Origin of the sequence: Pseudoduganella aquatica (assembly GCF_020865585.1) — a bacterium.
Taxonomy (GTDB): domain Bacteria; phylum Pseudomonadota; class Gammaproteobacteria; order Burkholderiales; family Burkholderiaceae_D; genus Rugamonas; species Rugamonas aquatica_A.
Map to the genome: position 1 here is coordinate 1,713,804 of NZ_CP086370.1, position 24,979 is coordinate 1,738,782.

A 24,979-nucleotide genomic window follows, 5' to 3' on the forward strand; every position below is an offset into this window, starting at 1 on the left:
GGCTGACTTCAGAATTTTCCTTGGGATTAAAAACATGATCGCCACACTCACACACCTACCGCAGCCCAAAGCCACGAACGCCGAGTTGGGCGAACACTTCACCGACCTGGCGCCGCCGCTGAACGCGCGCCAGGCCGCGATAGAGAGCGCGCGCTGCCTGTACTGCTACGACGCGCCGTGCACCCGCATCTGCCCATCCGAGATCGACGTGGCCAGCTTCATCCGCAACATCCACGACCACAACGTGAACGGCGCGGCGGTCGGCATCCTCAAGCAGAACATCCTGGGCGGCAGCTGCTCGCGCGTCTGTCCCACCGAAATCCTGTGCGAGGACGCCTGCGTACGCAACGACGACGCCGAAGGCCAGCCGGTGAAAATCGGCCTGCTGCAGCGCTACGCGCTCGACAACATGACGCTGAAGGACCATCCCTTCCAGCGCGCGCCGTCCACCGGCAAGACCATCGCCGTGGTGGGCGCAGGCCCCGCAGGCCTGTCCTGCGCGCACCGCCTGGCAATGCTGGGCAACGACGTGGTGATCTACGAGGCGCAGGAGAAATCCGGCGGCCTGAATGAATACGGCATCGCCAAGTACAAGCTGACCAACGACTACGCTCAGAAGGAAGTGGAGTTCCTGCTCGGCATAGGCGGAATCGAAGTGCGCCACGGCCAGACGCTGGGCGGCAACGTGCAGCTTAAAGACCTGCACGCGCAATATGACGCGGTGTTCCTGGGCCTGGGCCTGGGCGCCAGCCGCGCGCTGGGTTTGACCGGAGAGGAAGCGCCCGGCCTGCTGGCCGCCGTGGACTATATCTCCGAGCTGCGCCAGGCGGATGACCTGAGCAAGCTGCGTGTGCCGCGCCGCGCCATCGTCATCGGCGCGGGCAACACCGCCGTCGATATGGCGGTGCAGATCCAGCGCCTGGGCGCGGAGGAAGTGACGCTGGTGTACCGCCGCGGCTTCGACGACATGAGCGCCACCCACCACGAGCAGGAGATCGCCAAGGCCAACCAGGTGCGCATGCGTACCTGGGCCGCGCCGCAGCGGGTACTGCTGGACGGAGACGGCCGTGTGTGCGGCATGCGTTTCGAGAACACGGTGCTGGACAACGGCAAATTGAAAGGCACGGGCATCACCTTCGAGCTGCCGGCCGACGCGGTGTTCAAGGCCATCGGCCAGAGCCTGGACGGCGCCAGCCTGTCGGACCCGATGGCGTCCACCATTGCGCGCGACGGCGACAAGATCCACGTGGACGAGTTCTACCGCACCGTGGTGCCCGGCGTGTATGCCGGCGGCGACTGCGTGGCGCCGGGGCAGGACCTGACGGTGCAGGCGGTGCAGCACGGGAAGCTGGCCGCGCAAGCGATACATCAAGACATACTTCTGAAAGTGGAGGCTGCATAATGGCCGATCTGAGCGTAAATTTCTGCGGCATCAAATCGCCCAACCCGTTCTGGCTGGCTTCCGCGCCGCCGACCGACAAGGCTTACAACGTGGTGCGCGCATTCGAGGCAGGGTGGGGCGGCGTGGTGTGGAAAACGCTGGGCGAAGACCCGGCCGCCGTCAATGTATCGTCGCGCTATTCGGCGCACTACGGCAAGAACCGCGAAGTCCTGGGCTTCAACAATATCGAGCTGATTACCGACCGCTCGCTTGAGATCAACCTGCGCGAAATCACGGAGGTGAAGAAAGCCTGGCCGGACCGTGCCATCGTGGTGTCGCTGATGCTGCCTTGCGAGGAGAAGCTGTGGGCCGACATCCTGCCGCTGGTGGAAGCCACCGGCGCGGACGGCATCGAGCTGAACTTCGGCTGCCCGCACGGCATGCCGGAACGCGGCATGGGCGCGGCCGTGGGCCAGGTGCCCGAGTACGTTGAAATGGTGACGCGCTGGTGCAAGACGCACACCAAGCTGCCGGTGATCGTGAAACTCACGCCCAACATCACCGACGTGCGGGCGCCTGCACGCGCCGCCCACAACGGCGGGGCGGATGCGGTATCGCTGATCAACACCATCAACTCCATCACCCACCTGGACCTGGACCGCATGGTGGCCTTCCCCGCCGTCGGCAACGCCAGCACGCACGGCGGCTACTGCGGTTCGGCGGTCAAGCCGATCGCGCTGAACATGGTGGCCGAGATCGCGCGCGATCCGCAGACCAAGGGCTTGCCGATCTCCGGCATAGGCGGCATCGGCAACTGGCAGGACGCGGCCGAGTTCATCGCGCTGGGCGCGGGCTGCGTGCAGGTGTGCACGGCGGCCATGCTGCACGGCTTCCGCATCGTGGAGGAGATGAAGGACGGCCTGTCGCGCTGGATGGACGAGAAGGGCTACAAGAACATCGGCGAGTTCATGGGCAAGGCGGTGCCGAACACCACGGACTGGAAATACCTGGACATGAACTACCAGGTGATTGCGCAGATCAACCAGGACGACTGCATCAAATGCGGCCGCTGCTACGTGGCCTGCGAGGACACCTCGCACCAGTCCATTGCGCAGCTGATCGATGCGGCGGGCGTGCGAACCTACGAGGTGATCAAGGAGGAATGCGTGGGCTGCAACCTGTGCGAAATCACCTGTCCCGTGCAGGGCTGCATCACCATGGTGCCGCAGGATACCGGCAAGCCCTACATGAATTGGACGCAGGACCCGCGCAACCCGCGCCGCGAGGTCAAAGCCGCGTAAGATATGGCGGGTTACGGCGTGCCGCCTAACCCCGCCCTACGAATCACCAGGCGACGTAGGGCGGGTTAGAGCGAAGCTCGTAACCCGCCAATAAGCCGCAACTTCCCGGGAGAGATGCAGTGAGCAATGACTTGTCCGGCAGCACCCAACTCTGGAACGAAGACCTGGCGCCCACCAGCGCCGCGCAGCGCACCTGGCGCTGGTACCACTTTGCCGCCCTGTGGGTCGGCATGGTGATGTGCATCCCGGCCTACACCTTGTCGGCCAGCCTGATCGAAGGCGGCATGTCCGCCTACCAGGCCGTCTTCACGGTGTTCCTCGCCAATGCCATCGTCCTGCTGCCCATGCTGGCCATCGGCCACGCCGGCACCAAGTACGGCATCCCGTACGCCGTGCTGGCGCGCGCCTCCTTCGGCACCTCCGGCGCGCGGCTGCCGGCGCTGATGCGCGCCATCGTCGCCTGCGGCTGGTACGGCATCCAGACCTGGTTCGGCGGCCAGATGATCTACACGCTGATCGGCGTGCTGCTGGGCGGCGAGATCGGCGGCGCCAAGATCGCCGGCCTGGGCATCAACGGCATGCAGCTGCTGTGCTTCCTGGCCTTCTGGGCCATCCAGTTCTGGTACATCGTGCACGGCATGGACGCCATCCGCAAACTGGAGACCTACACCGCGCCGCTGAAAATCCTGATCTGCTTCGTTCTGCTCGGCTGGGTCTACCAGAAGGCGGGCGGCTTCGGCCCGCTGCTGGACCAGCCTTCGCAATTCGTGGAAGGCGGCAAGAAGGCCGGCCAGTTCTGGTCCACCTTCTGGCCCTCGCTGACGGCCATGGTAGGCTTCTGGGCCACGCTGGCGCTGAACATCCCGGACTTCACCCGCTTCGCCAAGACCCAGCGCGACCAGCTGGTCGGCCAGACCGTGGGCCTGCCTGTGCCTATGGGCCTGCTGGCCGCGCTCGCGGTGATCGTCACGTCGGCAACGGTGGTTCTGTACGGCAAAGCGATCTGGGACCCGGTGGACCTGGCCAGCCGCATGACCGGCGTGGCCGTGCTGGTGGCGCTGGTGATACTGCTGATCGACACCGTCAGCGTGAACCTGGCCGCCAACCTGGTGGGGCCTGCGTATGACTTTTCCGCGCTGGCGCCCAAGCGCATCAGCTACCGCGCGGGCGGCTATCTCACCGCCTCCATTGCCATCGTCATGATGCCGTGGAAGCTGCTGGAGTCCACCCAGGGCTATATCTTCACCTGGCTGATCGGCTACTCGGCGCTGCTCGGTCCCATCGCGGGCATCCTCATCATCGATTACTACTTCATCCGCAAGACGGAACTCAACGTGGAGCAGCTCTACCGCGAAGACGGCCAGTATTCCTATGGCAGCGGCTGGAACCTTGCGGCCATCGCCGCCTTCATCGTGGGCGTGGCGCCGAATATTCCCGGCTTCCTGAACGCCGCCTTCCCGGCGTCCTTCCCCGGCGTGGCCGATGTGTTCAAAACGATTTATACCTATGCCTGGTTTGTCGGCATTGCCATCTCGGCGCTGGTCTACGGCGTCATGATGAAGGGCCGCGCGCCCGCAGCGCTGCGGCCGGCCGCACAACCGTAGTCACACAACCCCGTTTTGGAGAAGCGCAATATGAGCATCATTATTCGCGGCGGCACCGTGGTCAATGCCGACCGGGCATTCAAGGCCGATGTGCTGTGCTTCGGCGACAAGATCGTCGCCGTTGGCGAAAACCTGGATGCGCCCGCATCCGCCACGGTGATCGACGCCAGCGGCCAGTATGTGATGCCGGGAGGGATAGATCCTCACACGCACATGAATTTGCCCTTCATGGGCACCGTGACGGCTGACGATTTCTTCACCGGCACGGCGGCGGGCCTGGCCGGCGGCACCACCACCATTATCGATTTCGTGATTCCCAGTCCGCAGCAGTCGCTGATGGAGGCTTACCACCAGTGGCGCGGCTGGGCGCAGAAGGCGGCCGGCGACTACACCTTCCACGTCGCCATCACCTGGTGGGACGAGAGCGTGCATCGCGACATGGGCACGCTGGTGCGCGACCACGGCGTGAACAGCTTCAAGCACTTCATGGCCTATAAGAACGCCATCATGGCGGACGACGAGACGCTGGTGAAAAGCTTCCGCCGCTGCCTGGAACTGGGCGCCATTCCCACCGTGCACGCGGAGAACGGGGAACTGGTCTATCAGCTGCAGCAGGACCTGATACGCCAGGGGCTGACGGGGCCAAGCTCGCATCCGCTTTCGCGTCCGCCGGCAGTGGAAGCCGAAGCGGCCAACCGCGCCATTGCGATTGCTGATGTGCTTCACACGCCGGTCTACATTGTGCACGTGTCTTGCCAGGAATCGCTGGAGGCGATCACGCGGGCGCGCGCCAACGGGCAGCGCGTGTACGGCGAAGCGCTGGCCGGGCATTTGATTATTGACGACAGCGTGTACCAGAGCGAGGACTTCGAGTTCGCCGCTGCGCACGTGATGAGCCCACCGTTCCGCAGCAAGCAGCACCAGGCCGCGCTGTGGCATGGCCTGCAAGGCGGGAATCTGCACACCACGGCCACGGACCACTGCACGTTCTGCGCCGAACAGAAGGCGGCCGGGAAGAACGACTTCAGCAAGATTCCGAACGGCTGCGGCGGCGTGGAAGACCGCATGGCGGTGATCTGGGATGCGGGCGTGAACACTGGACGGCTCACTCCGTCCGAGTTCGTCAAGGTGACGTCGGCCAATGCGGCGCAGATCTTCAATATCTACCCGCGCAAGGGACTGATCGCGGTGGGTTCGGATGCGGATATCGTGGTGTGGGACCCGCAGGGCACGCGCACGATTTCAGCCAAGACCCAGCACAACAAGGGCGGATTCAATGTATTCGAAGGGCGCACGGTGAAAGGCATTCCGTCGACCACGCTGGCGGCCGGCAAGATCGTCTGGCACGCGGGCGAGCTGCGCGCGGTTGAAGGCGCGGGCCGCCATATCGACCGTCCGGCATTCAAACCAGTCACCGCCACGTAGGGCGGGTTAGCGGGCACCGCGTAACCCGCCGGAGCCGCATGCGGCGTGAGCCGTCAAACCGATCACAAGCATCTAAGGAGTCTGATATGAACGAATTGCGTGTAAACGGCGACCGCCTGTGGGCCTCGCTGATGGAACTGGCCAAGATCGGCGCGACGGAAAAGGGCGGCGTCAAGCGCCTGACCCTGACGGACCTGGACAAGCAGGGCCGCGACCTGGTGGTTGGCTGGGCGAAGGAAGCCGGCATGAGCATCACCATCGACCAGATCGGCAATGTGTTCATGCGCCGCGACGGCCGCAACAACGCGCTGCCGCCCATCATGACGGGCAGCCATATCGACACCCAGCCCACCGGCGGCAAATTCGACGGCAATTACGGCGTGCTGGCCGGCATAGAGGTGGTGCGCACATTGAACGACCACGGCGTGCAGACCGAGGCGCCCATCGAGGTGGCGTTCTGGACCAACGAGGAGGGCTCGCGTTTCGTGCCGGTGATGATGGGCTCCGGCGTGTTCTGCGGCGCCTTCACGCTGGAGCACGCGTACGCCGCCAGGGACGTGGACGGCAAGACGGTGGGCGAGGAACTGGAGCGCATAGGCTATAAGGGCGACCAGGTGCCGGGCCAGCATCCCATCGGCGCTTATTTCGAGACCCACATCGAGCAAGGCCCGGTGCTGGAGGACGAGGGCAAGGTGATCGGCGTGGTGCCCGCGGTGATGGGGCTGTCCTGGTACGACTGCACCGTCACCGGCATGGAAGCGCACGCCGGGCCGACGCCCATGCATCTGCGGAAGGATGCGATGCAGGTGTCCACCCGCATCATCCAGGAAGTCGTTTCGATAGCAAACCGCTACCCTCCTTATGGCCGGGGCACGGTGGGCATGATGCAGGTTTTCCCAAATAGCCGCAACGTCATCCCGGGCGAGGTAAAATTCAGTATAGATTTGCGCAATGTGAATGATGAGCTGCTCAACACCATGCACGAGGAAATGTTGGCCTTTATCGAAAAAACCCGCCAGGAGACTAGGCTCGGCATCAAGATCGAGCGCGTTTCCTATTATCCGCCGTGTCCCTTCCATCCGGACTGCGTGGAGGCGGTGCGCAGCGCGACGGCCAGCCTGGGATACTCCACCATGGACGTGGTCTCCGGTGCGGGACATGACGCGATCTATGCCGCGCGCGTGGCGCCGGCCGGCATGATCTTCGTTCCGTGCAAGGACGGGATCAGCCACAACGAAATCGAGGATGCGAAACCCGAGCACCTCGAAGCCGGCTGCAACGTGCTGCTGCACGCCATGCTGGAGAGGGCAAGAGCCATGCAATGAGCGACCCGCGCCCGCCGTGTTCCGATGCGGATGCCCAGCGGCTGGGCGCGCTCCTCGCATGCACTCTCGATAATATCTCCGACGCCTTCCTGATGCTGGACCGGGACTGGCGCCTCACCTTCATCAACCGCGAAGCCGAACGCCTGCTGCACTGCACGCGTGAGGAAGTCATCGGCATGAACATCTGGGAGAAATTCCCGGAAGCGGTGGGCGGGCCGTATTACCAGGCCTACCACCGCGCCATCGCCACGCGCACTTCCGTGCTGTTCGAGGAATATTACGCACCGCTGGATTTGTGGACCGAGGTGCGGGCCTATCCTTCGGAGGAGGGCCTGGCGATCTACTTCCTCGACATCAGCACGCGCAAGGCGCAGGAGGCCGAGTTCCACCAGCTGGCTTTCTACGACCGCCTGACCGGCCTGCCCAACCGCCAGCTGCTGATGGACCGCATAGGCCGCGCGCTGGAGCGCTTCCGCCGCACCCTGCATTGCGGAGCGGTGCTGTTCATCGATCTCGACAACTTCAAATCCGTCAACGACGCGCGCGGACATGACAAGGGCGATATGCTGCTGCAGCAGGTAGGCCAGCGCCTGCTGCAATCGGTGCGTTCCAGCGACACGGTGGCGCGCTTCGGCGGCGACGAGTTTGTGGTGCTGCTGGAGGAGATGGGCGAGGGCGGCGAGGCGGCGGCGCTGCATGCGCGCGAAGTGGCTGACAAGGTCCTGCACGCCTTCGACCTGCCCTTCGATATCGCCGGCGTTCTGCACTACAGCACGCCCAGCGTGGGCGTGACCATTCTGGACAGCACCAGCGGCAGCATCGAGGAAGTGCTGAAGCGGGCCGACCTGGCCATGTACCAGTCCAAGGCGGCGGGGCGCAACACCAGCACCTGGTTCGAGGCCGGCATGGAGCAGCGCGTGGCGGCGCGCGCGGCGCTGGAGGCGGACTTGCGGCAGGCGCTGGGCGAGGGCCAGTTCGAGCTGCACTACCAGCCGCAGTGCGACCTGCGCCGCCAGATGACGGGCGCCGAGGCGCTGCTGCGCTGGCGCCATCCGCAGCGCGGCATGGTGCCGCCGGGCGAGTTCATTGCGCTCACCGAGGAAACCGGCATCATCATCCCGCTCGGCAGCTGGGTGCTGCGCACCGCCTGCGCGCAGTTGGCGCGCTGGGCGGACGATGCGCGCACTGCGCAGCTGCGCATGGCGGTCAACGTGAGCGCGCAGCAGTTCCACCGGCCGGACTTCGTGGAGCAGGTGCTGGCTGCGTTGGCCGAGACCGGCGCCCGCGCCGACCGGCTCAAGCTGGAGCTGACCGAGAGCCTGCTGCTGAAGGATGTGGAAGCGACGATAGCGCGCATGGAGCTGCTGCGGACCGAGGGCGTGGGCTTTTCGCTGGACGATTTCGGCACCGGCTATTCCTCGCTGTCGTATCTGCACCGGCTGCCGCTGGAGCAGCTCAAGATAGACCGCTCCTTTGTGTGGGACGCGGACAGCGGCCGCCATGGCAAGGCCATCGTGCATACCATCGCGGGGCTGGGCAAGGCGCTGCGCATCGAAGTGATGGCCGAAGGCGTGGAGACGGAAGCGCAGCTGGAGCTGATACGCGAGGGCGGCTGCCATCTGTTCCAGGGTTATCTGTACAGCAGGCCGCTGCCGCCGGACGCGCTGCAGGCTTTCATCGAGCAGGCGTCGCTGGCCGCTTTTCCCGTATGATGCAAGCTGGCCCACGTGTATAGATATCCGTGCAAAGAAATGATCTGATCAGCTGCCATGATTGCGGTGTGCTCTACCGCCGCCGCCCGCTGGCGCCGCGCGAGAAGGCGCGCTGCGTGCGCTGCGGCTCGGTGCTGTACCGCGGCGCACCGCCCAGGCTCAACCGGGTTGCCGCCATCACGCTGGGCGCCATCATTGTTTTCCTGATAGCGCAATTTTTCCCCATTGTTGAACTGGACGTGAACGGCTACACCGTCAGCGCCACGCTGCTGGGCGCCATCCGCGTGCTGTGGCAGGAGCAGATGCAGGCCGTGGCGGTGAGCGTGCTGCTGTTCACCTTTGTGTTCCCCGCCATTGAACTGGGCGCGCTGCTGTACGTCACGCTGGCGCTGCGCGCCGGCTACCAGCCGCCCGGCTTCCACCGCCTGCTGCGGGCGGTGCGCAAGGCGCGCCAGTGGGGTATGACGGAGGTGCTGATGATAGGCATCCTGATCACGCTCATCAAGATGACCAGCCTGGCGAAGGTGGTGGCCCAGCCCGGCCTGTTCGCCTTCGGCGCGCTGACGCTGCTGCTGACGGTGGTGGTGTCCTTCGACCCGCGCGCGCTGTGGCTGATGGGCGATGGCCTGGCGGCGCAGGGGACGCCGCCGCAGGACCGGCCCATGCGCTACAAGGCGCTGGAAGGCGCGCGTCCGCCGCTGGCCTGCCATGCCTGCGGCCTGGTGGCGGCCGACAGCGGCAAAGAACACGGACAGCGGCAACATTGCGCGCGCTGCGGCAGCACCTTGCACCGCCGCCTGCCGGACAGCATCAGCCGCACCTGGGCGCTGCTGCTGGGCGCTGCCATCCTCTACATTCCCGCCAACCTGCTGCCCGTGATGTACACGCACTCGCTGTTCGGCAAGGAGGACGACACCATCATCAGCGGCGTGGTCTACTTCTGGAACAGCGGTTCGCCCGCGCTGGCCACCATCATCTTCATCGCCAGCATCGTGGTGCCGGTGGCGAAGCTGGTTGCGCTGGCGCTGCTGGCCACCACCTCGCAGCGCGGCTCGCGCTGGCGGCCGCGCCAGCGCACGATGCTGTACCGCCTGGTGGAGTTCGTGGGCCGCTGGTCCATGCTCGATATCTTCGTCATCACGCTGACGGTGGGACTGGTGCGTTTCAGTTCGCTGGCCGTGATTACCGCCGGGCCGGGCGCGCTGGCCTTTTGCGCCGTGGTGGTGCTGACCATGCTGGCGTCCATGCAGTTCGATCCGCGTTTGATATGGGACGCGGTGGATCACAAGAAATCTGGAGAAAAGAATGCCTGAACACGAAGGCGAACATCCCGTCCTGCCCGAGCCGCAAGTGGAGAAGGCCAGCCGCTGGCTGCCTTCGCTGGTGTGGCTGGTGCCGCTGCTGGCCGCGCTGATCGGCCTGGGGCTGGTGGCGAAGTCGGTGCTGGACCAGGGGCCGACGGTGGAAGTGAGTTTCCGCAGCGGCGACGGCCTGGAGGCCGGCAAGACCAAGGTGAAATACAAGGACGTGGACATCGGCATCGTGCGCACCATTGCGCTGCACCCGGACCTGTCCAGGGTGCTGGTGACCATAGACATGAGCAAGGACGCCAAGCGCTTCACGGCGGCCGACACGCGTTTCTGGGTGGTGCGGCCGCGCGTGGGCGCCAGCGGGGTTTCTGGCCTGGGCACGCTGCTGTCCGGCGCCTACATCGGCGTGGACGCGGGCAAGGGCGCGCTGGGCGCTGAAAAATTCACCGGCCTGGAACGCGCGCCGCCGGTCACGGTGGACCAGAAGGGCAGCCAGTTTACGCTGCATGCGGACACCCTGGGTTCGATCGATATCGGCTCGCCGGTGTTCTACCGCCGCATCCAGGTGGGGCAGGTGATCGACTTTGCGCTGGAGCCCAAGGGCACGGGCGTGTCGATGCGGGTATTCGTGAACGCGCCGTATGACCAGCACGTGGGCCGGAACACGCGCTGGTGGCACGCGAGCGGCGTGGACCTGCGCCTGGACTCGTCGGGCTTCAAGCTCAATACGCAGTCGCTGGCGGCCCTGCTGGTGGGCGGTATAGCCTTCGAATCGCTGAGCGGCCAGAAACCCGCTGCGGTGGCGCCCAGCGGCTCCGAGTTCCTGCTGGCGGACGACCAGGCCAGCGCCATGCGCGAGCCGGATGGGCAGCCGATACCGAGCGTGTTCTATTTCGACCAGTCGCTGCGCGGCCTGTCGCCCGGCGCCACGGTGGACTTCCGGGGCATCGTGCTGGGCGAGGTGCGCTCGGTGGGCGTGGAATACGATCCGAAGAAGAAGAGCTTCCGCATGCCGGTGACGGTGGACCTGTATCCGGCGCGGCTGGGCAAGCGCTTCCAGCAGGCGCTGGCGGCGGACCCGGAGGGCAAGGCCGGTTCCGAGGTGCTGGAGCGCATGGTGAGTCGCGGCTTGCGCGCGCAGCTGCGCACCGGGAACCTGCTCACCGGACAGCTGTATATCGCGCTCGACTTCTTCCCCAATTCGGCGCAGGTCAAGCTGGACGTGGACCAGTATCCGATGGAGCTGCCCACGATACCGAACAGCCTGGAGGAATTGCAGACGCAGATTTCCAGCATCGCGCGCAAACTGGACCAGGTGCCGTTCGCCGACATCGGCAACAACCTGAACGCCACGCTGAAGAACGCCAACGCGCTGTTCAAGCAGCTCGACACGCAGGTAGTGCCGGAGATGAAGAACACGCTGGGCGCGGCGAAGCAGACCTTCGGCACGGCGGAGCAATTGCTGCAAAAGGATTCGCCGGTGCAGTCCGACCTGCGCGAAGCGCTGCAGCAGCTGACGCAGACGCTGCAATCGCTGAACGCGCTGTCCGACTATCTGGAACGCCATCCCGAATCGCTGATACGGGGCAAGCAAGGAGACAAGAAATGACGCAGTATTTCCGTGACGCCGCAACCGCAAGCGCCGCCGCATTTGCTGCCGCACTTTCTGCATTTGCCGCTACCGCGCTGCTGAGCGGCTGCGCCAGCTCGCTGCCGGTGGAGCGCTTCTACAGCCTGACTGCGGGCGCCCCGCCTTCCACCGCATCCCCTGCCGATGCCGGCGGCGCTCAGGCGAAGACGCCGCTGTACATCGAGCTGCAGGCGGTGTCCGTGCCGCAGCAGGTCAGCCGCAATCAGCTCGTGGTGACGAGCGGCGCGGGCAGGGTGGAACTGCTGGAGCAGGAGCGCTGGGCGGCGCCGCTGGCCTCGGAGATCGGGCAGGCGCTGTCGCTCGGCGTAACGGCCGAATTGGGCGCCATCGACGTGTTCCGCACGCCGACGCCGGAGCAGGCCACGGTCTACCGCATCAGCACCAATGTGCAGCGCTTCGAATCCGCGCCCGGCCAGTACGCGCTGGTGGACGCGGTTTGGAGCGTGCGCAGGATCGGCGGCAGCGGCAGCAGCAAAGTACTGACCTGCCGCACCTTCGCCAGCGAACCCGTGGCGGCGGGCTACGACGCGCTGGTGGCAGGCCACCGCCGCGCCGTCGCCCGCATCGCGGCCGGCATCTCGCAAGCCGTCCGCGCACAAGCCAGCGGCGCCACGCCTGCCTGCCCGGCCGCGCCGCAAGCCGCTGCCGGCGCCTGAACCACACCGGCGCGCGGCTTACTCCGCCAGATCCGGCTCCGTGATAAAGCGCGCCTCGGCGGCCCATATCACGCAGGCGCGTGCCAGCAGCTTGGCCTCGCCGTCGGCCAGCACGCCGTCGGCGTCGGCGATATTCCACATGGCGCGCAGCAGTTCGCGGCGCAGCTCCGAATCCGTGATGTCCGCCAGCAGCAGGTCCGTGGTGCCGGGATCGAGCTCCACGTAGTCGTTCTTCACATTGCAGGCCAGCAGGTCGTAGCACAGCTCCTGCACCAGGTCGTGGAAGCTGTCCATATCGATATCGATGTGCTCCAGCAGGCGTGAACGTTCCAGTGCGCGCAGTTCGGACGGCGCCATATGGCCGTCCACCACCATGGCCAGGGCCAGGATGCGGCCAGCCGCGCTGGCGCTGTTGGGTTGGTAATGTCGCATTGTGCTGCTCCTTGTGTGTGGGTTAGTTGTTGCTCTTGCGGGTGGCATAAAGGCTTGCCAGCACGCTGCCCGCGATCAGCGTCGCCACCACGGCCAGCGAGATATGCACCGGCATGTGGAACCACGGCATGATCAGCATCTTCGCGCCGATAAAGATCAGCACCAGCGCCAGGCCGTACTTCAGCAGGTGGAAGCGCCCTGCGATATCGGCCAGCAGGAAGTACAGCGCCCGCAAGCCCAGGATCGCAAACATGTTCGACGTGAACACGATGAACGGGTCCGACGTGATGGCGAAAATGGCCGGAATCGAATCCACCGCGAACACCAGGTCGGTCGCCTCGATCAGGATCAGCACCAGGAACAGCGGCGTCACATAACGCAGGCCGTCCTTGAAGACGAAGAACTTCTCGCCATGGTCGCCCTCCGACACGCGCAGGTGGCGGCGCGCAAGGCGCAGCACGGGATTCTTCTGCAGGTCCGGTTCGTGGTCGGCCGCCACCATCATGCGGATGCCGGTGATGGCCAGGAAGGCGCCGAACACGTACAGCATCCAGCTGAATTCACTCACCACCCAGGCGCCCGCCATGATCATCACGGCGCGCATCACGATGGCGCCCAGCACGCCGTAGATCAGCACGCGGCGCTGGTATTCGGGCTTCACGTGGAAGGACGAGAAGATCAGCAGGAAGATGAAGATGTTGTCGACCGAGAGCGCCTTTTCGATCAGGTAGCCCGACAGGAATTCCAGCGCCTTGCGCTCGGCGATTTCCGGTCCCACGGCGCCCTGCAGATACCACCACAGGCCGGCGTTGAACAGCAGTGCGAGCGAAAACCAGATCAGCGACCACGTGCCCGCCTCGCGCACAGTGACCTTGTGCGCCTTGTCGCCGCCGAAGACATACAGATCGAGCGCCAGCATCGCCAGCACGAAGACGACGAAGCCAGCCCACATGGGCGCCGTCGCAAACTGCTCCAGGCCGTTCATATCCACCTCCTTGTAGAAAGACCATGGTAAGCATGGAACTGACATCGAACAATTCGAATATACTTGGCCGATACATCGAAAAAATGGATGATAGACCGCCATGACCACGCTCAACTTCAAGCATCTGCGCTATTTCTGGATGGTGGCGCGCACCGGCAGCATCGCCAAGGCGGCGGAGCAGCTGCACCTGACGCCGCAGTCCATTTCCGGCCAGCTGAGCGAGTTCGCAGACACGCTGGGCGTGGAGCTGTTCCGCCGCGTTGGGCGGCGGCTGGAGCTGACGGACACCGGGCAGCGCATGCTGCACCACGCGGAGGAGATTTTCCGTTCAGGCGACGAGCTGCTGGAAGTGGTGCGCGACCAGGCCGGCGCGGCCAACGCCACCTTCCGTGTCGGCGTTTCCGATTCGGTGTCCAAGGCCATCGCCTGCGAGCTGGTGGCGCCCGCGCTGTCCCTGCCGTCGCCGACGCGGCTGATCTGCCGCGAAGGGCGCATGGAAGCCTTACTGGCTGACCTGGCGGTGCACAAGCTGGACCTCATCATCGCCGACCGCGCCATGCCCAGCCACCTGCATGTGCGCGGCTACAGCCACCTGCTGGGCGAAAGCCAGCTGCAGGTGCTGGCCGCTCCGGCGCTGGCCGCCAGCTTGCGCGGCGCTTTCCCGGATTGCCTGAACCACGCGCCGCTGCTACTGCCGGGCGAGGACTTCGCAGTGCGCCCCAAGCTGATGCAATGGCTGCAGGAGCATGTCGCCCATCCGCACGTGGTGGGCGAGTTCGATGACAGCGCCATGATCAAGGCCTTCGGCCAGTCCGGCGCAGGCCTGTTCTTCGTGCCGGCCGCCATTGCGGGGCGCGTGTGCCAGCAGTACGGCGTGGCTGTGGTGGGCAGCATTCCCACGCTGCGCGAGCGCGTCTACGCCATTACCACCGAGCGCCGCATCAGCCACCCGATTACGCAAGCGATCAGCCAGGCGGCTCAGCGCACCTTGTCGGTTTGAGCGCCGGCGGCGCGGCGTAGCGCATCCACCAGTTCCCGGGCGTAGCCGGGCAGGTCGGCGTAGTGGCGAACGCAGATCAGCAGCTTGCGCACGGCCCACGGATCGGTGAGGTGGACGTGGCGGATGTCCATTGCGCCGCTTGAGCGCAGCACGGCTGATTCGGGCAGCACCGCCAGCCCGGCGCCGCTGGCGGCCATGCGGCAGACCGCGTCCAGGCTGCGCAGGCGCACGCGGTAGGTCAGGCGCTTGCCCAGCCGCGCGGCGTGGCCGGCGATGTATTTGTGCAGCGCGCTGTCGCCCGCCAGGCCGATGAAGTCGTAGCCCAGCGCGTCCGTGAAGGCCATGCTGCGCTTGCGTTTCAGCTGCGCGGCCAGCGGGTGGCGGGGCGACATCGCCAGCACCAGCCTGTCGTCGCGGAAGGGATGGGTTTCCAGGCCGGTGCTGTCCACCGAGTCCGCGATCACGCCGATGTCGGCCAGGCCGTCCTTGATGGCTTGCACGATGTCGTAGCTGAGGCGTTCCTCGAGGTCGATATTCACTTGCGGATGCGCCGCCATGAAGCCCGCCAGCGCGTCCGGCAGGAACTCGGCCAGCGCGGAGGTGTTGCACATCACCCGCACATGCCCTTTCAGGCCGGATGCGTACTCGCCGAGGTCGGCGCGCATCTTCTCCATTTGCTGCGTGATCATGCGCGCGTGGTGCAGCAGCGTGCGGCCCGCTTCCGTGGTTTCCACGCCGCGCCTGCCGCGCTCCAGCAGCGGCACGCCCAGCGCTTCCTCCATGCCGCGTATGCGCGCGCTGGCCGAGGCCAGCGCCAGGTGCGACTGTTCGGCGCCGGAGGTGATGCTGCCGCTTTCGGCTACGTGCAGGAACAGGCGCAGATCGGTGAGGTCGAATCGCATGGTGGTTTCCGGGTTAGCCTTCGGATCAGCCGTAGGCAGGCTGAGTATATTCCACATTTTCGCCGCCGTGGCGCCGTGCCAGACTGGGGGCCATGGAAAATATCATCTACATCACCGTGGTGTTCCTGCTTGCGGGAATGGTTAAAGGCGTAACCGGCATGGGACTGCCGACCGTGGCGGTGGCCATGCTTAGCCTGGTCATGTCGCCGGTGGAGGCTGCGGCGCTGCTGATCGTGCCTTCGCTTTTGACGAATGTGTGGCAGCTGCTGTCCGGCTCGCCGGTGTATCCGCTGTGGCAGCGCTTGTGGCCCATGATGGCAGGTATCTGCATCGGCACCGGCGCGGGCACGCTGGTGGGCGGGGCGCTGGCGGTCGATGCGAAGATGGCCAGCGGTGCGCTGGGCGTGGCGCTGGTGGCGTACGCGGCCATGGGGCTGCTGTCGCTGCGCTGGCGTTTGCGCGGCAGCGAAGGCGTGATGTCGCCGGCTATCGGGGCGCTGACCGGCGCCATCACGGCGGCCACCGGCGTGTTCGTGATACCGGCCGTGCCGTATCTGCAGGCGCTGGAACTGGAGAAGGATGAGCTGGTGCAGGCGATGGGTTTGGCGTTCACCGTGTCCACCGTGGCGCTGGCGGTGTCGCTGGCGGCGCGCGGCGCGTGGCAGCCGGCGGCGGCGGGAATGTCGTTTGTGGCGCAGCTGCCGGCGGTGGCCGGCATGCTGCTGGGGCAGCGCCTGCGCAGCCGCATGGCGCCCGAGCTGTTCCGGCGCTGCTTCCTGTTCGCGCTGCTTTTGCTAGGCATGCACCTGGCGCTGGACGCGGCCTGGCACTAAGTGTCGGCGGCGCTTGGCGGGTTACGGTGCTTTGCACCTAACCCGCCCTACGGGATCGAGGCACGCAATGACTTCGTAGGGCGGGTTAGGCGCAGCCGTAACCCGCCATGCGTCAAGGCAGAGTATTCAGCACCTCGGCTATCTGCTCGCGCAGCCAGCGGTTGGCGGGGTCGCTGTCGACGTTGGCGTGCCAGTACAGCTGGTTGTCGATATGCGCCAGTTCCAGCGGCAGCGCCAGCAGCTGGTGGCCGAACTGCTGGTTCAGCACCTGCCCGTAGCGCTCCGGCATGGTCAGCAGCAAATCGGTCTGGCTTACCACTGTGCAGGCGGTGTAGTAGTGCTGGCAGCGCATGCGGATGCGGCGCTGCAGGCCGCGCCGGCTCAGTTCCACGTCCTCCAGGCTGGGCCCGCTGCGCCGCGAGCTGACCTGGATGTGCTCCTGCCGCAAATACATCTCCAGGTCCAGCGCATGCTGCACCTGTGGATGCCCTGCGCGCACCAGCACCACGGTCTGGTCGGACGGCAGCCGCATCTGGCGGATATCCTTGGACAGCGGCAGCAGCAAATCGATGGCCGCGTCGATGCTGCCCGCCGCCAGCTCGCCTTCCAGGTCGCCGCGCGCCACGCGCAGCGCGTTCACGCCCACCGACGGCGCGGCCTGCGCGATGCGCGCCATCAGCGGCGGCAATATGGTCGGCTCCACCACGTCGCGCATGGCGAGCGTGAAGGTGCGTTCACTGGTGGCAGGGTCGAAGCGTTCGGCGCCGTTCAGCGTGACTTCAAAGCCGCGCAGCGCCTGCCGCACCGGCTCGATGATGCTGCGCGCCAGCGGCGTCGGCACCATCACATGGCCCTGGCGTTCAAACAGCGCGTCGTTGAGCAGGGTGCGCAGGCGCGCCAGCGCGTGGCTGATGGCGGGCTGCGTCAGATTCATCTTCAGGCTGGCGCGCGTCAGGCTGCCCTCCGTGTAGATGGCGTCGAACACGACGAACAGATTCAGGTCGACTTTGGCTATATGCATGAGTTTTATTGGGAAGCATTAATACTATTCATTTGATGAATTCTACACCGCAGGCTAAGCTGTGTTTCATTCTTTTTGTTACACGGAGCACGCGGGATGGGACAAATTTATCTGGTTCGCCACGGCCAAGCCTCGTTCGGATCGGCCAATTACGACCAGCTGTCGCCGCTGGGTTTTGAGCAGTCGCGCCTGCTGGGGCAATGGTTCGCCAACAGCCGCCAGATTTTCCAGCGCGTGGTCTGTGGCGGCATGGTGCGCCACCGGCAGACGGCTGATACCTGCTTGTCCGAACTGCCGAAGCCGCTGCTGGCCGACACGGAATGGCTGACCGATCCGGGCTTTGCGGAATTCAACCATGTGGAAGTACTGGTCAGGCACTGCCCGGAATTTTCCTCGCCGGAGGAATTCCGCGCTTACGCTGCGCTCCAGCCGGACCCCAAGCACGCCTTCGAGCATATCTTTGTCGCGGCGATGCAGCGCTGGATGGGCGGCGCGCATGACGGCGACTACACGGAGAGCTGGAAAGCCTTCCAGGCGCGCTGCGTGGGCGCGCTGGAGCGCCTGACGGAGCAGGGCGCGGAATCGGAAACGACGGTGGTGTTCACCTCCGGCGGCACTATTTCGGCGCTCTGCCAGCACCTGCTGGACCTGCCCGACCACAAGACACTGGAGCTGAACTGGTCCATCGCCAATTGCTCGGTGACCAGGCTGCAGCACCGCCCGGGCAAGACCAGCTTGAGCTATTTGAACAACTTTGCCCATCTGGAATGGCTGGGCGAGGCAAATAGCGTTACTTACCGCTAATTTTCTTGGCTTGAGACGGCAAGATTGCCGTCTTTTTTTCGCCATAGCATATCAGACGTCTGACAGGCTGTCGCGAAAAAAATGCCCGATGCAAGAGTATCGGGCCGGGCCGTTCAGCGGTCTTTGCTTGCTTCGTATTGCTCGTGCGCGCGCCGCAGGCGCTCGCGGCTGTTGCTGAGGTGGGTGCGCATGGCGGCGCGCGCCGATTCGGGATCCTGGCGCGCGATGGCGCTGTAGATGTCCTCGTGCTCGCGCCGCACCCGCTCAAGGTAGATCTCCGGTGCGTCGCGCGGAATGTGGGCCGAGGTCTGGCGCGCCTGCGGCAGCAGTTCCAGGTTGATGTGGCTCAGCACATCGTGCAGGTAGGGGTTGTTGGCCGCCTGCGCAATCGACAGGTGGTATTGCGTGTCCGCTGTTGCTGTTTCGCCGCCGCTGTTGCAGCGAGCCAGGAAGGCGTCCAGCGCCGCGCGGATGCGCGCCAACTGGGGCTCGCTGCGGCGGTTGGCCGCCAGTCCTGCGGCTTCGGTCTCCAGGCTGATGCGCAACTCCAGTATGGACAGCACGTCCTCTTTCGTCATCCCGGACTTGGCGCCCAGCCCCATGTGCTGCGGCGCGCGGCCCAGCACAAAGGTGCCCACGCCCTGGCGCGTCTCCACCATGCCGGCCGCCTGCATATGCGAAATTGCCTCCCGCACCACCGAGCGGCTGACGCCCAGCGCGCGGATGATCTCGGCCTCCGACGGTACTTTCTCGCCCGGCGCAATGCGGCCGTCCTTGATCAGGTCTGCAACATAGCTGACGACGCCGTGCGCCAGCGAGCGCGATTTTGGGAGGGGGGTGATGGGGCGGCTTGATTCCATGGATGGGCTGGGTCTCAAAACACAAGTTGCGTTTTCTAAAAGTGATGATTATACTTGCTTCCAAGTTGTCAGACGACCGATAACTTGGGGCCGGCACTACCAGCGTTACGGCGAGACAAAAAGGACAGCGCGGCAACGCATGATCCTCCGCCGACGTGAAGAAGAAAATTCTTACACCATGGAGGAGACAACCATGCAACACCGCACCCGCACATCCCCGCACCGCCTGGCCCGCACATCCATTGCCCTTGCCGTCCTGACCCTGGCCGGGCAGGCCGCCGCGCAGCAGACCGAAGCGGCCGCCGCCGCCGCGCCCATGCAGAAGGTGGAAGTCACCGGTTCCACCATCAAGCGCGTGGCCAGCGAAATGGCTTTGCCGGTCACCACCGTCAAGGCCGACGAATTCGCCAACGCCGCCCTGACCACGGTGGCCGACGTGGTGACGTCCATGCCGGTCGCTTCCACCAACGTGCCTTCCGCCGCCGGCGCCGGCACCAACATGAATATGCGCGGCATCGGCATCAACCGCACGCTGGTGCTGCTCAACGGCCGCCGCATGGTCAACGAACCGCTCAGCAACGGCTTCGTCAACGTCGACATGATACCGATGAGCGCTCTGAACCGCGTGGAAGTGCTGCGCGACGGCGCCTCCTCCACCTACGGCACCGACGCCATCGGCGGCGTGGTCAACTTCATCACCAAGCGCACCTACAATGGCCTGAACGTCACCGCGCAGGGCGTCGTGCCGGAGGCCTCCGGCGGCGGCCGCGAACACCGCCTGAGCGTGTTGGGCGGCATCGGCAATCTGGAAACGGACGGCTGGAATATCTACGCCACGGTGGACACGCACAAGCGCACCGCGCTGGACGCCAACGACCGCCCGGAGCTGACCAGCCCCGAACGGCTGGCCGAGCTGGGCATCGCGCCGCGCGCCACCACCGGCAGCTACGCGCAGCCGGCCAATATTTTTTCGCCCAGCACCGGCATCACCGGCAATCCCTATTTCTCGGCCGGCTGCACGCCGCCGTACTCCACGCCGGCGCTGCGCAACACCTGCATCCAGAACGCCAACTACTATGTGCTGGCGCTGCCGGCCAACTCGCAAACCACCTTCTTCACCAAGGGCAGCCTGAAGCTGTCCGAAGACCACCTGGTGACGGCCGAGCTGCTGTACGCGAAAGAACACATCACCACGCAGCGCGCGCCCAGCACCACGGTGGGCTTCAACGGCGCGGTGGCGCAGATCACGCCGAGCAGCCCATACTACCCGGGCGGCTCGGCCGGCGTGCCCGCCATTCCGGGCCTGAACGGCTCCACGCTGAACGTGTCCTGGAGCGTGGCCGAACTGGGGCCTGCCATCGCGCGCGACCAGCAGCAGGCCACGCGCCTGGTGGTGGCGGACGAAGGCCGCATCGGCCAGTGGGACTACCGCCTGGGCTTCATCTACGGCGCCGGCGAGCGCGATTCCTGGTTCCGCCAGGGCTATGTGAACGGCCTGAAACTGCAGGCCGGCGTGCGCAACGGCATCTTGAATCCCTTCGGCACGCAGAGCGCGGCCGGTCTGGCCTACCTGAAGGACATCTCGGCCGACGGCGGCCAGATCCGCCACACCACCAATCTCTACACCGGCGTTGACCTGACCGTGACGCGCGAGCTGATGCAGCTGGGCGGCGGCGCGCTAACCCTGGCCACCGGCGCCGAGTTCCACCACGACGGCAACAAGGACCGCGCGCTGGACGGCGTGATCGACGTGCCCTACCAGAACCGCCTGCCCAGCTACGCCGCCGGCCAGCGCAACATCAGCGCGCTGTTCGTGGAGACCGACCTGCCTGTGACCAAGGAGCTGGACTTCAACGTGGCCGCGCGCGCCGACCGCTATTCGGACTTTGGCAACACCGTCAATCCGAAAGCCAGCTTCCGCTACCAGCCTTTGAAGAACCTGATGCTACGCGGCTCGGCCAGCACCGGCTTCCGCGCGCCCACGCTGTTCGACCGCTATGGCTACCGCCTGCCCGGCGCCACCGCGCTCACCACCAGCCGCTGGGACGATCCGCTGCTGTGCCCCGGCACGCCGGGCCTGGCGGGAACCGGCAAGGCGGTGCCCGGCGCCAATCCGCTCATCGTCTGCAATGCGCTGCTGCCGGTGCAGCAGGGCAGCAATCCGGATGTGCTGCCGGAGAAGTCGCGCAGCCTGACGCTGGGCGTGGTGCTGGAACCGATGCGCAATATGATGCTGTCGCTGGACTACTACAATATCCACTTCCGCAACAGCATCGGCCAGCTGCCGCAGAACGCCATCTTCACCAACCCGGCCAAGTACACCGAGCTGTTCGTGCGCAACGCGGACCGTTCGCTGGCCTACGTGAAGAACACCGTGATGAACCTGGGCGACCTGCGCACCAGCGGCGTGGACGTGGGCTTCAGCTACGGCTTCCCGCGCCAGCCCGTGGGCGACTTCAAGATCGGCCTGGACGGCACCTATGTGCACCAGTTCGAGAACCAGAACGAGAAGGACGGCGTGTGGATTTCCAACCTGGGCCGCTTCGGTTCGGTCGGTTCGGGCAACGTCAGCGCCAGCCCCACCTACACCTTCCGCTGGAAGCACACGCTGCGCATGTCGTGGGCCAAGGGCGACTGGTTCTCGCAGCTGACGCAGAACTTCAACACCGGCTACCACGACCTGAACAACGTGGCGCCCGAGTACTTCCGCGACATCAAGCCCTACTCGGTGTGGAACCTGACCGCTTCCTACAAAGGCTTCAAGCACATCACCGTGACCGGAGGCGTGAGCAATCTGTTCGACACCGCGCCGCCCGTCACCAATTCGAATTCGACTGCCTACGCCAACAACATCGCCAGCCCGATTGGCCGCGCGTTCAACGCCAGGATCAGTTACGAGTTTTAAGGCCGGCCCCGGCCCTTTTGGCGGGCGCGCCGCCGCAACGCAAACGCGGTGCGCCCACCCTTTTTTGAACCCAATGCGAGACAGCACATGAAAATCGAACGAGTACAAGGAACCGTGTTCCACTATCTGACCAGCCGCAGCGTCGATAGCGCGGGACATTCCCATCCCGGCCCGGAGAAGCGCGCCAACATGGCTATGATCACCATCACCGCCGACGACGGCAGCAAGGGCTACGCCTTCGGCCCGCCGGAAGTGGTGCGTCCGCACATCCTGGAGGCGTTCGCCCGCAAGGTGCTGATCGGGCAGGATCCATTCGACCGCGAGCGCCTGTGGCAGGACCTGGTGCACTGGCAGCGCGGCAGCGCCGGCCAGCTCACCGACCGCGCGCTGGCCGTGATCGAGCAGGCGCTGTGGGACCTGGCGGGCCGCGCGCTGAACACGCCGGTGTACAAGCTGCTGGGCGCCTACCGCGACAAGGTGCCGGCCTACGGCAGCACCATGTGCGGCGACGAGCTGAAAGGCGGCCTGTCCACGCCGGACGAATACGCGGCCTTCGCGGTCAAGCTGGTGGAGCGCGGCTACAAGGCCATCAAGCTGCATACCTGGATGCCGCCGGTCTCCTTCGCGCCCAGCGTGGCGATGGACATCAAGGCCTGCGCCGCAGTGCGCGAGGCGGTCGGTCCGGACGTGGCGCTGATGCTGGACGGGTATCATTGGTACAGCCGCGGCGACGCGCTCACCATAGGCCGCGCGCTGGAACGGCTCAACTTCGCTTGGTTCGAGGAGATGATGAACGAGCAAAGCATCGCGTCCTATGCCTGGCTGGCCAACCAGCTCGACATCCCCATCGTGGGGCCGGAGTCGATCTCGGGCAAGCACCACAGCCGCGCCGACTGGGTGCAGGCCGGCGCCTGCGACATCCTGCGCGCCGGCGTGCCGGGCGTGGGCGGCATCACGCCGACCATGAAGGTGGCGGCGCTGGCGGACGCCTTCGGCATGAACTGCGAAGTGCACGGCAACGGCGCGGCCAACCTGGCCGTCACCGCCGCCATCAAGAACTGCGAGTGGTACGAGCGCGGCCTGCTGCATCCCTTCCTGGACTACGACGTGCCGCCGGCCTATCTGCGCAGCCTGCCGGACGCGATGGACGCCGACGGCTTTGTGCACCTGTCGCAGCAGCCTGGCCTGGGCGAAGACATCGACTTCGACTACATCGCGGCGAGCACCGTGGAATCCTACTAAGGCCCGGCCATGAAACGTGCAATCAAACGTGCGTGCGCGCTGGCCGTGGCCGTGGCGCTGGCGCTGCCGGGCGCACCTGCGCTGGCCGCTACCCCGCGCGACCAGCTGGTGATCGGCATGAACATGAACAACCTGCTGTCGCTGGACCCTGCCGGCGCCACTGGCAACGACGTGCTGGGCGTGGTGGCCAACCTGTACGACTACCTGGTGGAGCTGGACCCGCATGACCTGAGCAAGGTGCATCCCGCGCTGGCCGAGCGCTGGGAGATCGCACCCGACGGCATGAGCCTGACCCTGACGCTGCGCGGCGACGCGCGCTTCCAGAGCGGTCGCGCGCTCACCGCCGCCGACGCGGCCTGGTCGTTGCAGCGCGTGCTCAAGCTGAACCTGGCCATGGCCTCGCCGTGGAAAAGCTACGGCTTCAGCGCCGGCAACGCCGAGCGCCTGATCCAGGCGGTGGACGCGCGCACCCTGCGCATCACGCTGCCCGAGCCGACCGACCCGAAGATGGTGCTGTACACGCTGGGCACCTCGGTCAGCGCCGCCATCCTGGACCGCGACACGGTGCTGTCGCACGAAAAGAACGGCGACCTGGGCGCGGCCTGGCTGCTGACGCACGCCGCCGGTTCCGGCCCCTACGCGCTGACCGAGTGGCGCGCCAAGGACGCCATGCTGCTGGACCGCTACGACGCCTATTGGCGCGGCCCGGCCAAGCTGCGCCGCATGGTGATGCGGCACGTGCCGGAGTCGCTGTCGCTGCGCTTCATGATCTCGCGCGGCGACGTGGACCTGGCGGCCGGCATGGCCGGTCCCGACATCGAAGCGCTGCGGCACGACGCCAGCGCGGTGGTGCAGCCGGTGCTGCGCGGCACCTCCTACTACGTGGCGGTGAGCATGAAGGACGCCAAGTTCGCCGACAAGCGCGTGCGCCTGGCGCTGCGCAAGCTGATCGACTACGACGGCATCAACAAGGCCATCATGCCGCACTACGGCGTGGCGCATCAGCGCCCGGTGATGATAGGCCTGGCGGCCACGCTGCCCGATCCGGGCTACAAGCTGGACGTGCCGGCGGCGAAAAAGCTGCTGGCCGAGGCGGGCTACCCGAACGGCTTCCGCACCACCATCAAGGTGCTGTCCGATCCGCCCATGATCAATATCGCCACCGCGCTGCAAGGCACGCTGGCGCAGGCCGGCATCGAAGCCAGCATCCAGTCCGGCACCGGCAACCAGGTGTATGGCGCCATGCGCGACCGCAAATTCGAAATCGTGGTGGGGCGGGGCGGCGGCGGCGTGGAGCCGCATCCGCACGCCAACCTGCGCGCGCTGGTCTACAACCCGGACAACCGCGACGCCGCCAAGCTGACCAACTTCCAGGGCTGGCGCACTTCCTTCCACAGCCAGGAAATCAACCGGCTGATCGAGCAGGCGGTGCGCGAGCGCGACCCCGACACGCAGAACGCCATGTACCGAGAAGTGCAGCAGCTGTACGACAGCGAAGTGGGCGCCATCCAGCCCATCTCGCAGATGCTGGAGACCGTGGTGCTGAGCAAGCGGGTGCACGGCTACGTGGGACACCCGTCCGCCACCACCCACCTGCGGGACGTCTACAAAGATTAGACGCCCGCCAAAA

Annotated in this window: 20 protein-coding genes; 15 read left to right on the plus strand and 5 right to left on the minus strand. The window is 65.8% G+C overall.

Features of this window, described 5'->3' with window-relative positions; translation table 11 throughout:
• Nucleotides 1-34 precede the first annotated feature (34 nt).
• The 9 genes from KT882_RS07575 to KT882_RS07615 all read left to right on the plus strand — a co-directional run bounded on the left by KT882_RS07575 (nucleotide 35) and on the right by KT882_RS07615 (nucleotide 12,365).
• On the plus strand, nucleotides 35-1,402 hold the full coding sequence (locus tag KT882_RS07575; protein ID WP_161072549.1) for an NAD(P)-dependent oxidoreductase: 1,368 nt from the start codon (nucleotides 35-37) through the stop codon (nucleotides 1,400-1,402).
• Entirely contained in the window at nucleotides 1,402-2,682 is a 1,281-nt protein-coding gene (gene preA, locus KT882_RS07580) for an NAD-dependent dihydropyrimidine dehydrogenase subunit PreA (RefSeq protein ID WP_228895152.1), read from the plus strand. The genes KT882_RS07575 and preA overlap by 1 nt, the downstream gene beginning before the upstream one ends.
• 119 nt (nucleotides 2,683-2,801) lie before the next feature.
• Nucleotides 2,802-4,286 (plus strand): NCS1 family nucleobase:cation symporter-1, encoded by a 1,485-nt coding sequence (locus tag KT882_RS07585; RefSeq protein ID WP_161072547.1) that lies wholly within the window; start codon nucleotides 2,802-2,804, stop codon nucleotides 4,284-4,286.
• 30 nt (nucleotides 4,287-4,316) lie between these two features.
• Nucleotides 4,317-5,711, plus strand: coding sequence for a dihydropyrimidinase (hydA, locus tag KT882_RS07590; protein WP_228895154.1), 1,395 nt, complete (start codon nucleotides 4,317-4,319; stop codon nucleotides 5,709-5,711).
• An 86-nt stretch (nucleotides 5,712-5,797) separates the two neighbouring features.
• Nucleotides 5,798-7,036: a Zn-dependent hydrolase gene (locus tag KT882_RS07595; protein ID WP_161072545.1), complete on the plus strand. Its 1,239-nt coding sequence runs from the start codon at nucleotides 5,798-5,800 to the stop codon at nucleotides 7,034-7,036.
• On the plus strand, nucleotides 7,033-8,748 hold the full coding sequence (locus KT882_RS07600) for a putative bifunctional diguanylate cyclase/phosphodiesterase (protein ID WP_161072544.1): 1,716 nt from the start codon (nucleotides 7,033-7,035) through the stop codon (nucleotides 8,746-8,748). The genes KT882_RS07595 and KT882_RS07600 overlap by 4 nt, the downstream gene beginning before the upstream one ends.
• Nucleotides 8,749-8,777: 29 nt before the next feature.
• The gene (locus KT882_RS07605) at nucleotides 8,778-10,061 is read left to right on the plus strand and encodes a paraquat-inducible protein A (RefSeq protein WP_228895156.1); all 1,284 of its coding nucleotides are present in this window, start codon (nucleotides 8,778-8,780) and stop codon (nucleotides 10,059-10,061) included.
• Nucleotides 10,054-11,667, plus strand: coding sequence for a PqiB family protein (locus KT882_RS07610; RefSeq protein ID WP_161072542.1), 1,614 nt, complete (start codon nucleotides 10,054-10,056; stop codon nucleotides 11,665-11,667). The genes KT882_RS07605 and KT882_RS07610 overlap by 8 nt, the downstream gene beginning before the upstream one ends.
• Entirely contained in the window at nucleotides 11,664-12,365 is a 702-nt protein-coding gene (locus KT882_RS07615) for a PqiC family protein (RefSeq protein ID WP_228895157.1), read from the plus strand. Before KT882_RS07610 ends, KT882_RS07615 begins: the two co-directional genes overlap by 4 nt.
• 18 nt (nucleotides 12,366-12,383) lie before the next feature.
• Here KT882_RS07615 and KT882_RS07620 read toward each other — a convergent pair whose 3' ends face one another.
• Together KT882_RS07620 and KT882_RS07625 are read right to left on the minus strand one after the other, a co-directional pair.
• A complete protein-coding gene (locus KT882_RS07620) occupies nucleotides 12,384-12,797 on the minus strand; it encodes a tellurite resistance TerB family protein (RefSeq protein WP_161072540.1) in 414 nt (137 codons plus the stop codon).
• 22 nt (nucleotides 12,798-12,819) lie between these two features.
• Entirely contained in the window at nucleotides 12,820-13,782 is a 963-nt protein-coding gene (locus KT882_RS07625) for a TerC family protein (RefSeq protein WP_161072539.1), read from the minus strand.
• Nucleotides 13,783-13,882: 100 nt separating this feature from the next.
• Here KT882_RS07625 and nhaR point away from each other — a divergent pair, with 100 nt between their 5' ends.
• Nucleotides 13,883-14,782, plus strand: a complete 900-nt coding sequence (gene nhaR, locus KT882_RS07630; protein WP_161072538.1) for a transcriptional activator NhaR — start codon at nucleotides 13,883-13,885, stop codon at nucleotides 14,780-14,782.
• Here the strand turns inward: nhaR and KT882_RS07635 are convergent.
• A complete protein-coding gene (locus tag KT882_RS07635; protein WP_228895159.1) occupies nucleotides 14,761-15,684 on the minus strand; it encodes a LysR family transcriptional regulator in 924 nt (307 codons plus the stop codon). The genes nhaR and KT882_RS07635 overlap by 22 nt on opposite strands.
• 92 nt (nucleotides 15,685-15,776) lie before the next feature.
• On the opposite strand from KT882_RS07635, the gene KT882_RS07640 reads away from it, so the two are divergent.
• The gene (locus KT882_RS07640; RefSeq protein ID WP_161072536.1) at nucleotides 15,777-16,517 is read left to right on the plus strand and encodes a sulfite exporter TauE/SafE family protein; all 741 of its coding nucleotides are present in this window, start codon (nucleotides 15,777-15,779) and stop codon (nucleotides 16,515-16,517) included.
• Between the two features lie 112 nt (nucleotides 16,518-16,629).
• Here KT882_RS07640 and KT882_RS07645 read toward each other — a convergent pair whose 3' ends face one another.
• Nucleotides 16,630-17,538, minus strand: coding sequence for a LysR family transcriptional regulator (locus KT882_RS07645; RefSeq protein ID WP_161072535.1), 909 nt, complete (start codon nucleotides 17,536-17,538; stop codon nucleotides 16,630-16,632).
• Nucleotides 17,539-17,634: 96 nt separating this feature from the next.
• Here KT882_RS07645 and KT882_RS07650 point away from each other — a divergent pair, with 96 nt between their 5' ends.
• Entirely contained in the window at nucleotides 17,635-18,342 is a 708-nt protein-coding gene (locus tag KT882_RS07650) for a histidine phosphatase family protein (RefSeq protein ID WP_228895161.1), read from the plus strand.
• A gap of 113 nt (nucleotides 18,343-18,455) precedes the next feature.
• On the opposite strand, the gene KT882_RS07655 is transcribed toward KT882_RS07650, so the two are convergent.
• Entirely contained in the window at nucleotides 18,456-19,202 is a 747-nt protein-coding gene (locus tag KT882_RS07655) for a FadR/GntR family transcriptional regulator (protein ID WP_161072533.1), read from the minus strand.
• Between the two features lie 193 nt (nucleotides 19,203-19,395).
• On the opposite strand from KT882_RS07655, the gene KT882_RS07660 reads away from it, so the two are divergent.
• From KT882_RS07660 to KT882_RS07670, 3 genes are all read left to right on the plus strand, one after another.
• Nucleotides 19,396-22,107: a TonB-dependent receptor plug domain-containing protein gene (locus KT882_RS07660; RefSeq protein WP_228895163.1), complete on the plus strand. Its 2,712-nt coding sequence runs from the start codon at nucleotides 19,396-19,398 to the stop codon at nucleotides 22,105-22,107.
• A gap of 87 nt (nucleotides 22,108-22,194) precedes the next feature.
• Nucleotides 22,195-23,349 carry a mandelate racemase family protein gene (locus KT882_RS07665; protein ID WP_161072531.1) on the plus strand — a complete coding sequence of 385 codons (1,155 nt, stop codon included), beginning with the start codon at nucleotides 22,195-22,197 and terminating at the stop codon, nucleotides 23,347-23,349.
• Nucleotides 23,350-23,358: 9 nt separating this feature from the next.
• The gene (locus KT882_RS07670; protein ID WP_228895164.1) at nucleotides 23,359-24,966 is read left to right on the plus strand and encodes an ABC transporter substrate-binding protein; all 1,608 of its coding nucleotides are present in this window, start codon (nucleotides 23,359-23,361) and stop codon (nucleotides 24,964-24,966) included.
• Nucleotides 24,967-24,979 lie beyond the last annotated feature (13 nt).

Excerpts from the sequence above, each read along its gene's own strand:
- KT882_RS07655 (WP_161072533.1), bottom strand. The coding sequence starts at position 19,202 with ATGGAATCAAGCCGCCCCATCACCCCCCTCCCAAAATCGCGCTCGCTG.
- preA (WP_228895152.1), top strand. The coding sequence starts at position 1,402 with ATGGCCGATCTGAGCGTAAATTTCTGCGGCATCAAATCGCCCAACCCG.
- KT882_RS07600 (WP_161072544.1), top strand. The coding sequence starts at position 7,033 with ATGAGCGACCCGCGCCCGCCGTGTTCCGATGCGGATGCCCAGCGGCTG.
- KT882_RS07620 (WP_161072540.1), bottom strand. The coding sequence starts at position 12,797 with ATGCGACATTACCAACCCAACAGCGCCAGCGCGGCTGGCCGCATCCTG.
- KT882_RS07615 (WP_228895157.1), top strand. The coding sequence starts at position 11,664 with ATGACGCAGTATTTCCGTGACGCCGCAACCGCAAGCGCCGCCGCATTT.
- KT882_RS07635 (WP_228895159.1), bottom strand. The coding sequence starts at position 15,684 with ATGCGATTCGACCTCACCGATCTGCGCCTGTTCCTGCACGTAGCCGAA.
- nhaR (WP_161072538.1), top strand. The coding sequence starts at position 13,883 with ATGACCACGCTCAACTTCAAGCATCTGCGCTATTTCTGGATGGTGGCG.
- KT882_RS07575 (WP_161072549.1), top strand. The coding sequence starts at position 35 with ATGATCGCCACACTCACACACCTACCGCAGCCCAAAGCCACGAACGCC.
- KT882_RS07645 (WP_161072535.1), bottom strand. The coding sequence starts at position 17,538 with ATGCATATAGCCAAAGTCGACCTGAATCTGTTCGTCGTGTTCGACGCC.
- KT882_RS07670 (WP_228895164.1), top strand. The coding sequence starts at position 23,359 with ATGAAACGTGCAATCAAACGTGCGTGCGCGCTGGCCGTGGCCGTGGCG.
- KT882_RS07650 (WP_228895161.1), top strand. The coding sequence starts at position 17,635 with ATGGGACAAATTTATCTGGTTCGCCACGGCCAAGCCTCGTTCGGATCG.
- KT882_RS07665 (WP_161072531.1), top strand. The coding sequence starts at position 22,195 with ATGAAAATCGAACGAGTACAAGGAACCGTGTTCCACTATCTGACCAGC.
- hydA (WP_228895154.1), top strand. The coding sequence starts at position 4,317 with ATGAGCATCATTATTCGCGGCGGCACCGTGGTCAATGCCGACCGGGCA.
- KT882_RS07610 (WP_161072542.1), top strand. The coding sequence starts at position 10,054 with ATGCCTGAACACGAAGGCGAACATCCCGTCCTGCCCGAGCCGCAAGTG.
- KT882_RS07625 (WP_161072539.1), bottom strand. The coding sequence starts at position 13,782 with ATGAACGGCCTGGAGCAGTTTGCGACGGCGCCCATGTGGGCTGGCTTC.
- KT882_RS07640 (WP_161072536.1), top strand. The coding sequence starts at position 15,777 with ATGGAAAATATCATCTACATCACCGTGGTGTTCCTGCTTGCGGGAATG.
- KT882_RS07595 (WP_161072545.1), top strand. The coding sequence starts at position 5,798 with ATGAACGAATTGCGTGTAAACGGCGACCGCCTGTGGGCCTCGCTGATG.
- KT882_RS07660 (WP_228895163.1), top strand. The coding sequence starts at position 19,396 with ATGCAACACCGCACCCGCACATCCCCGCACCGCCTGGCCCGCACATCC.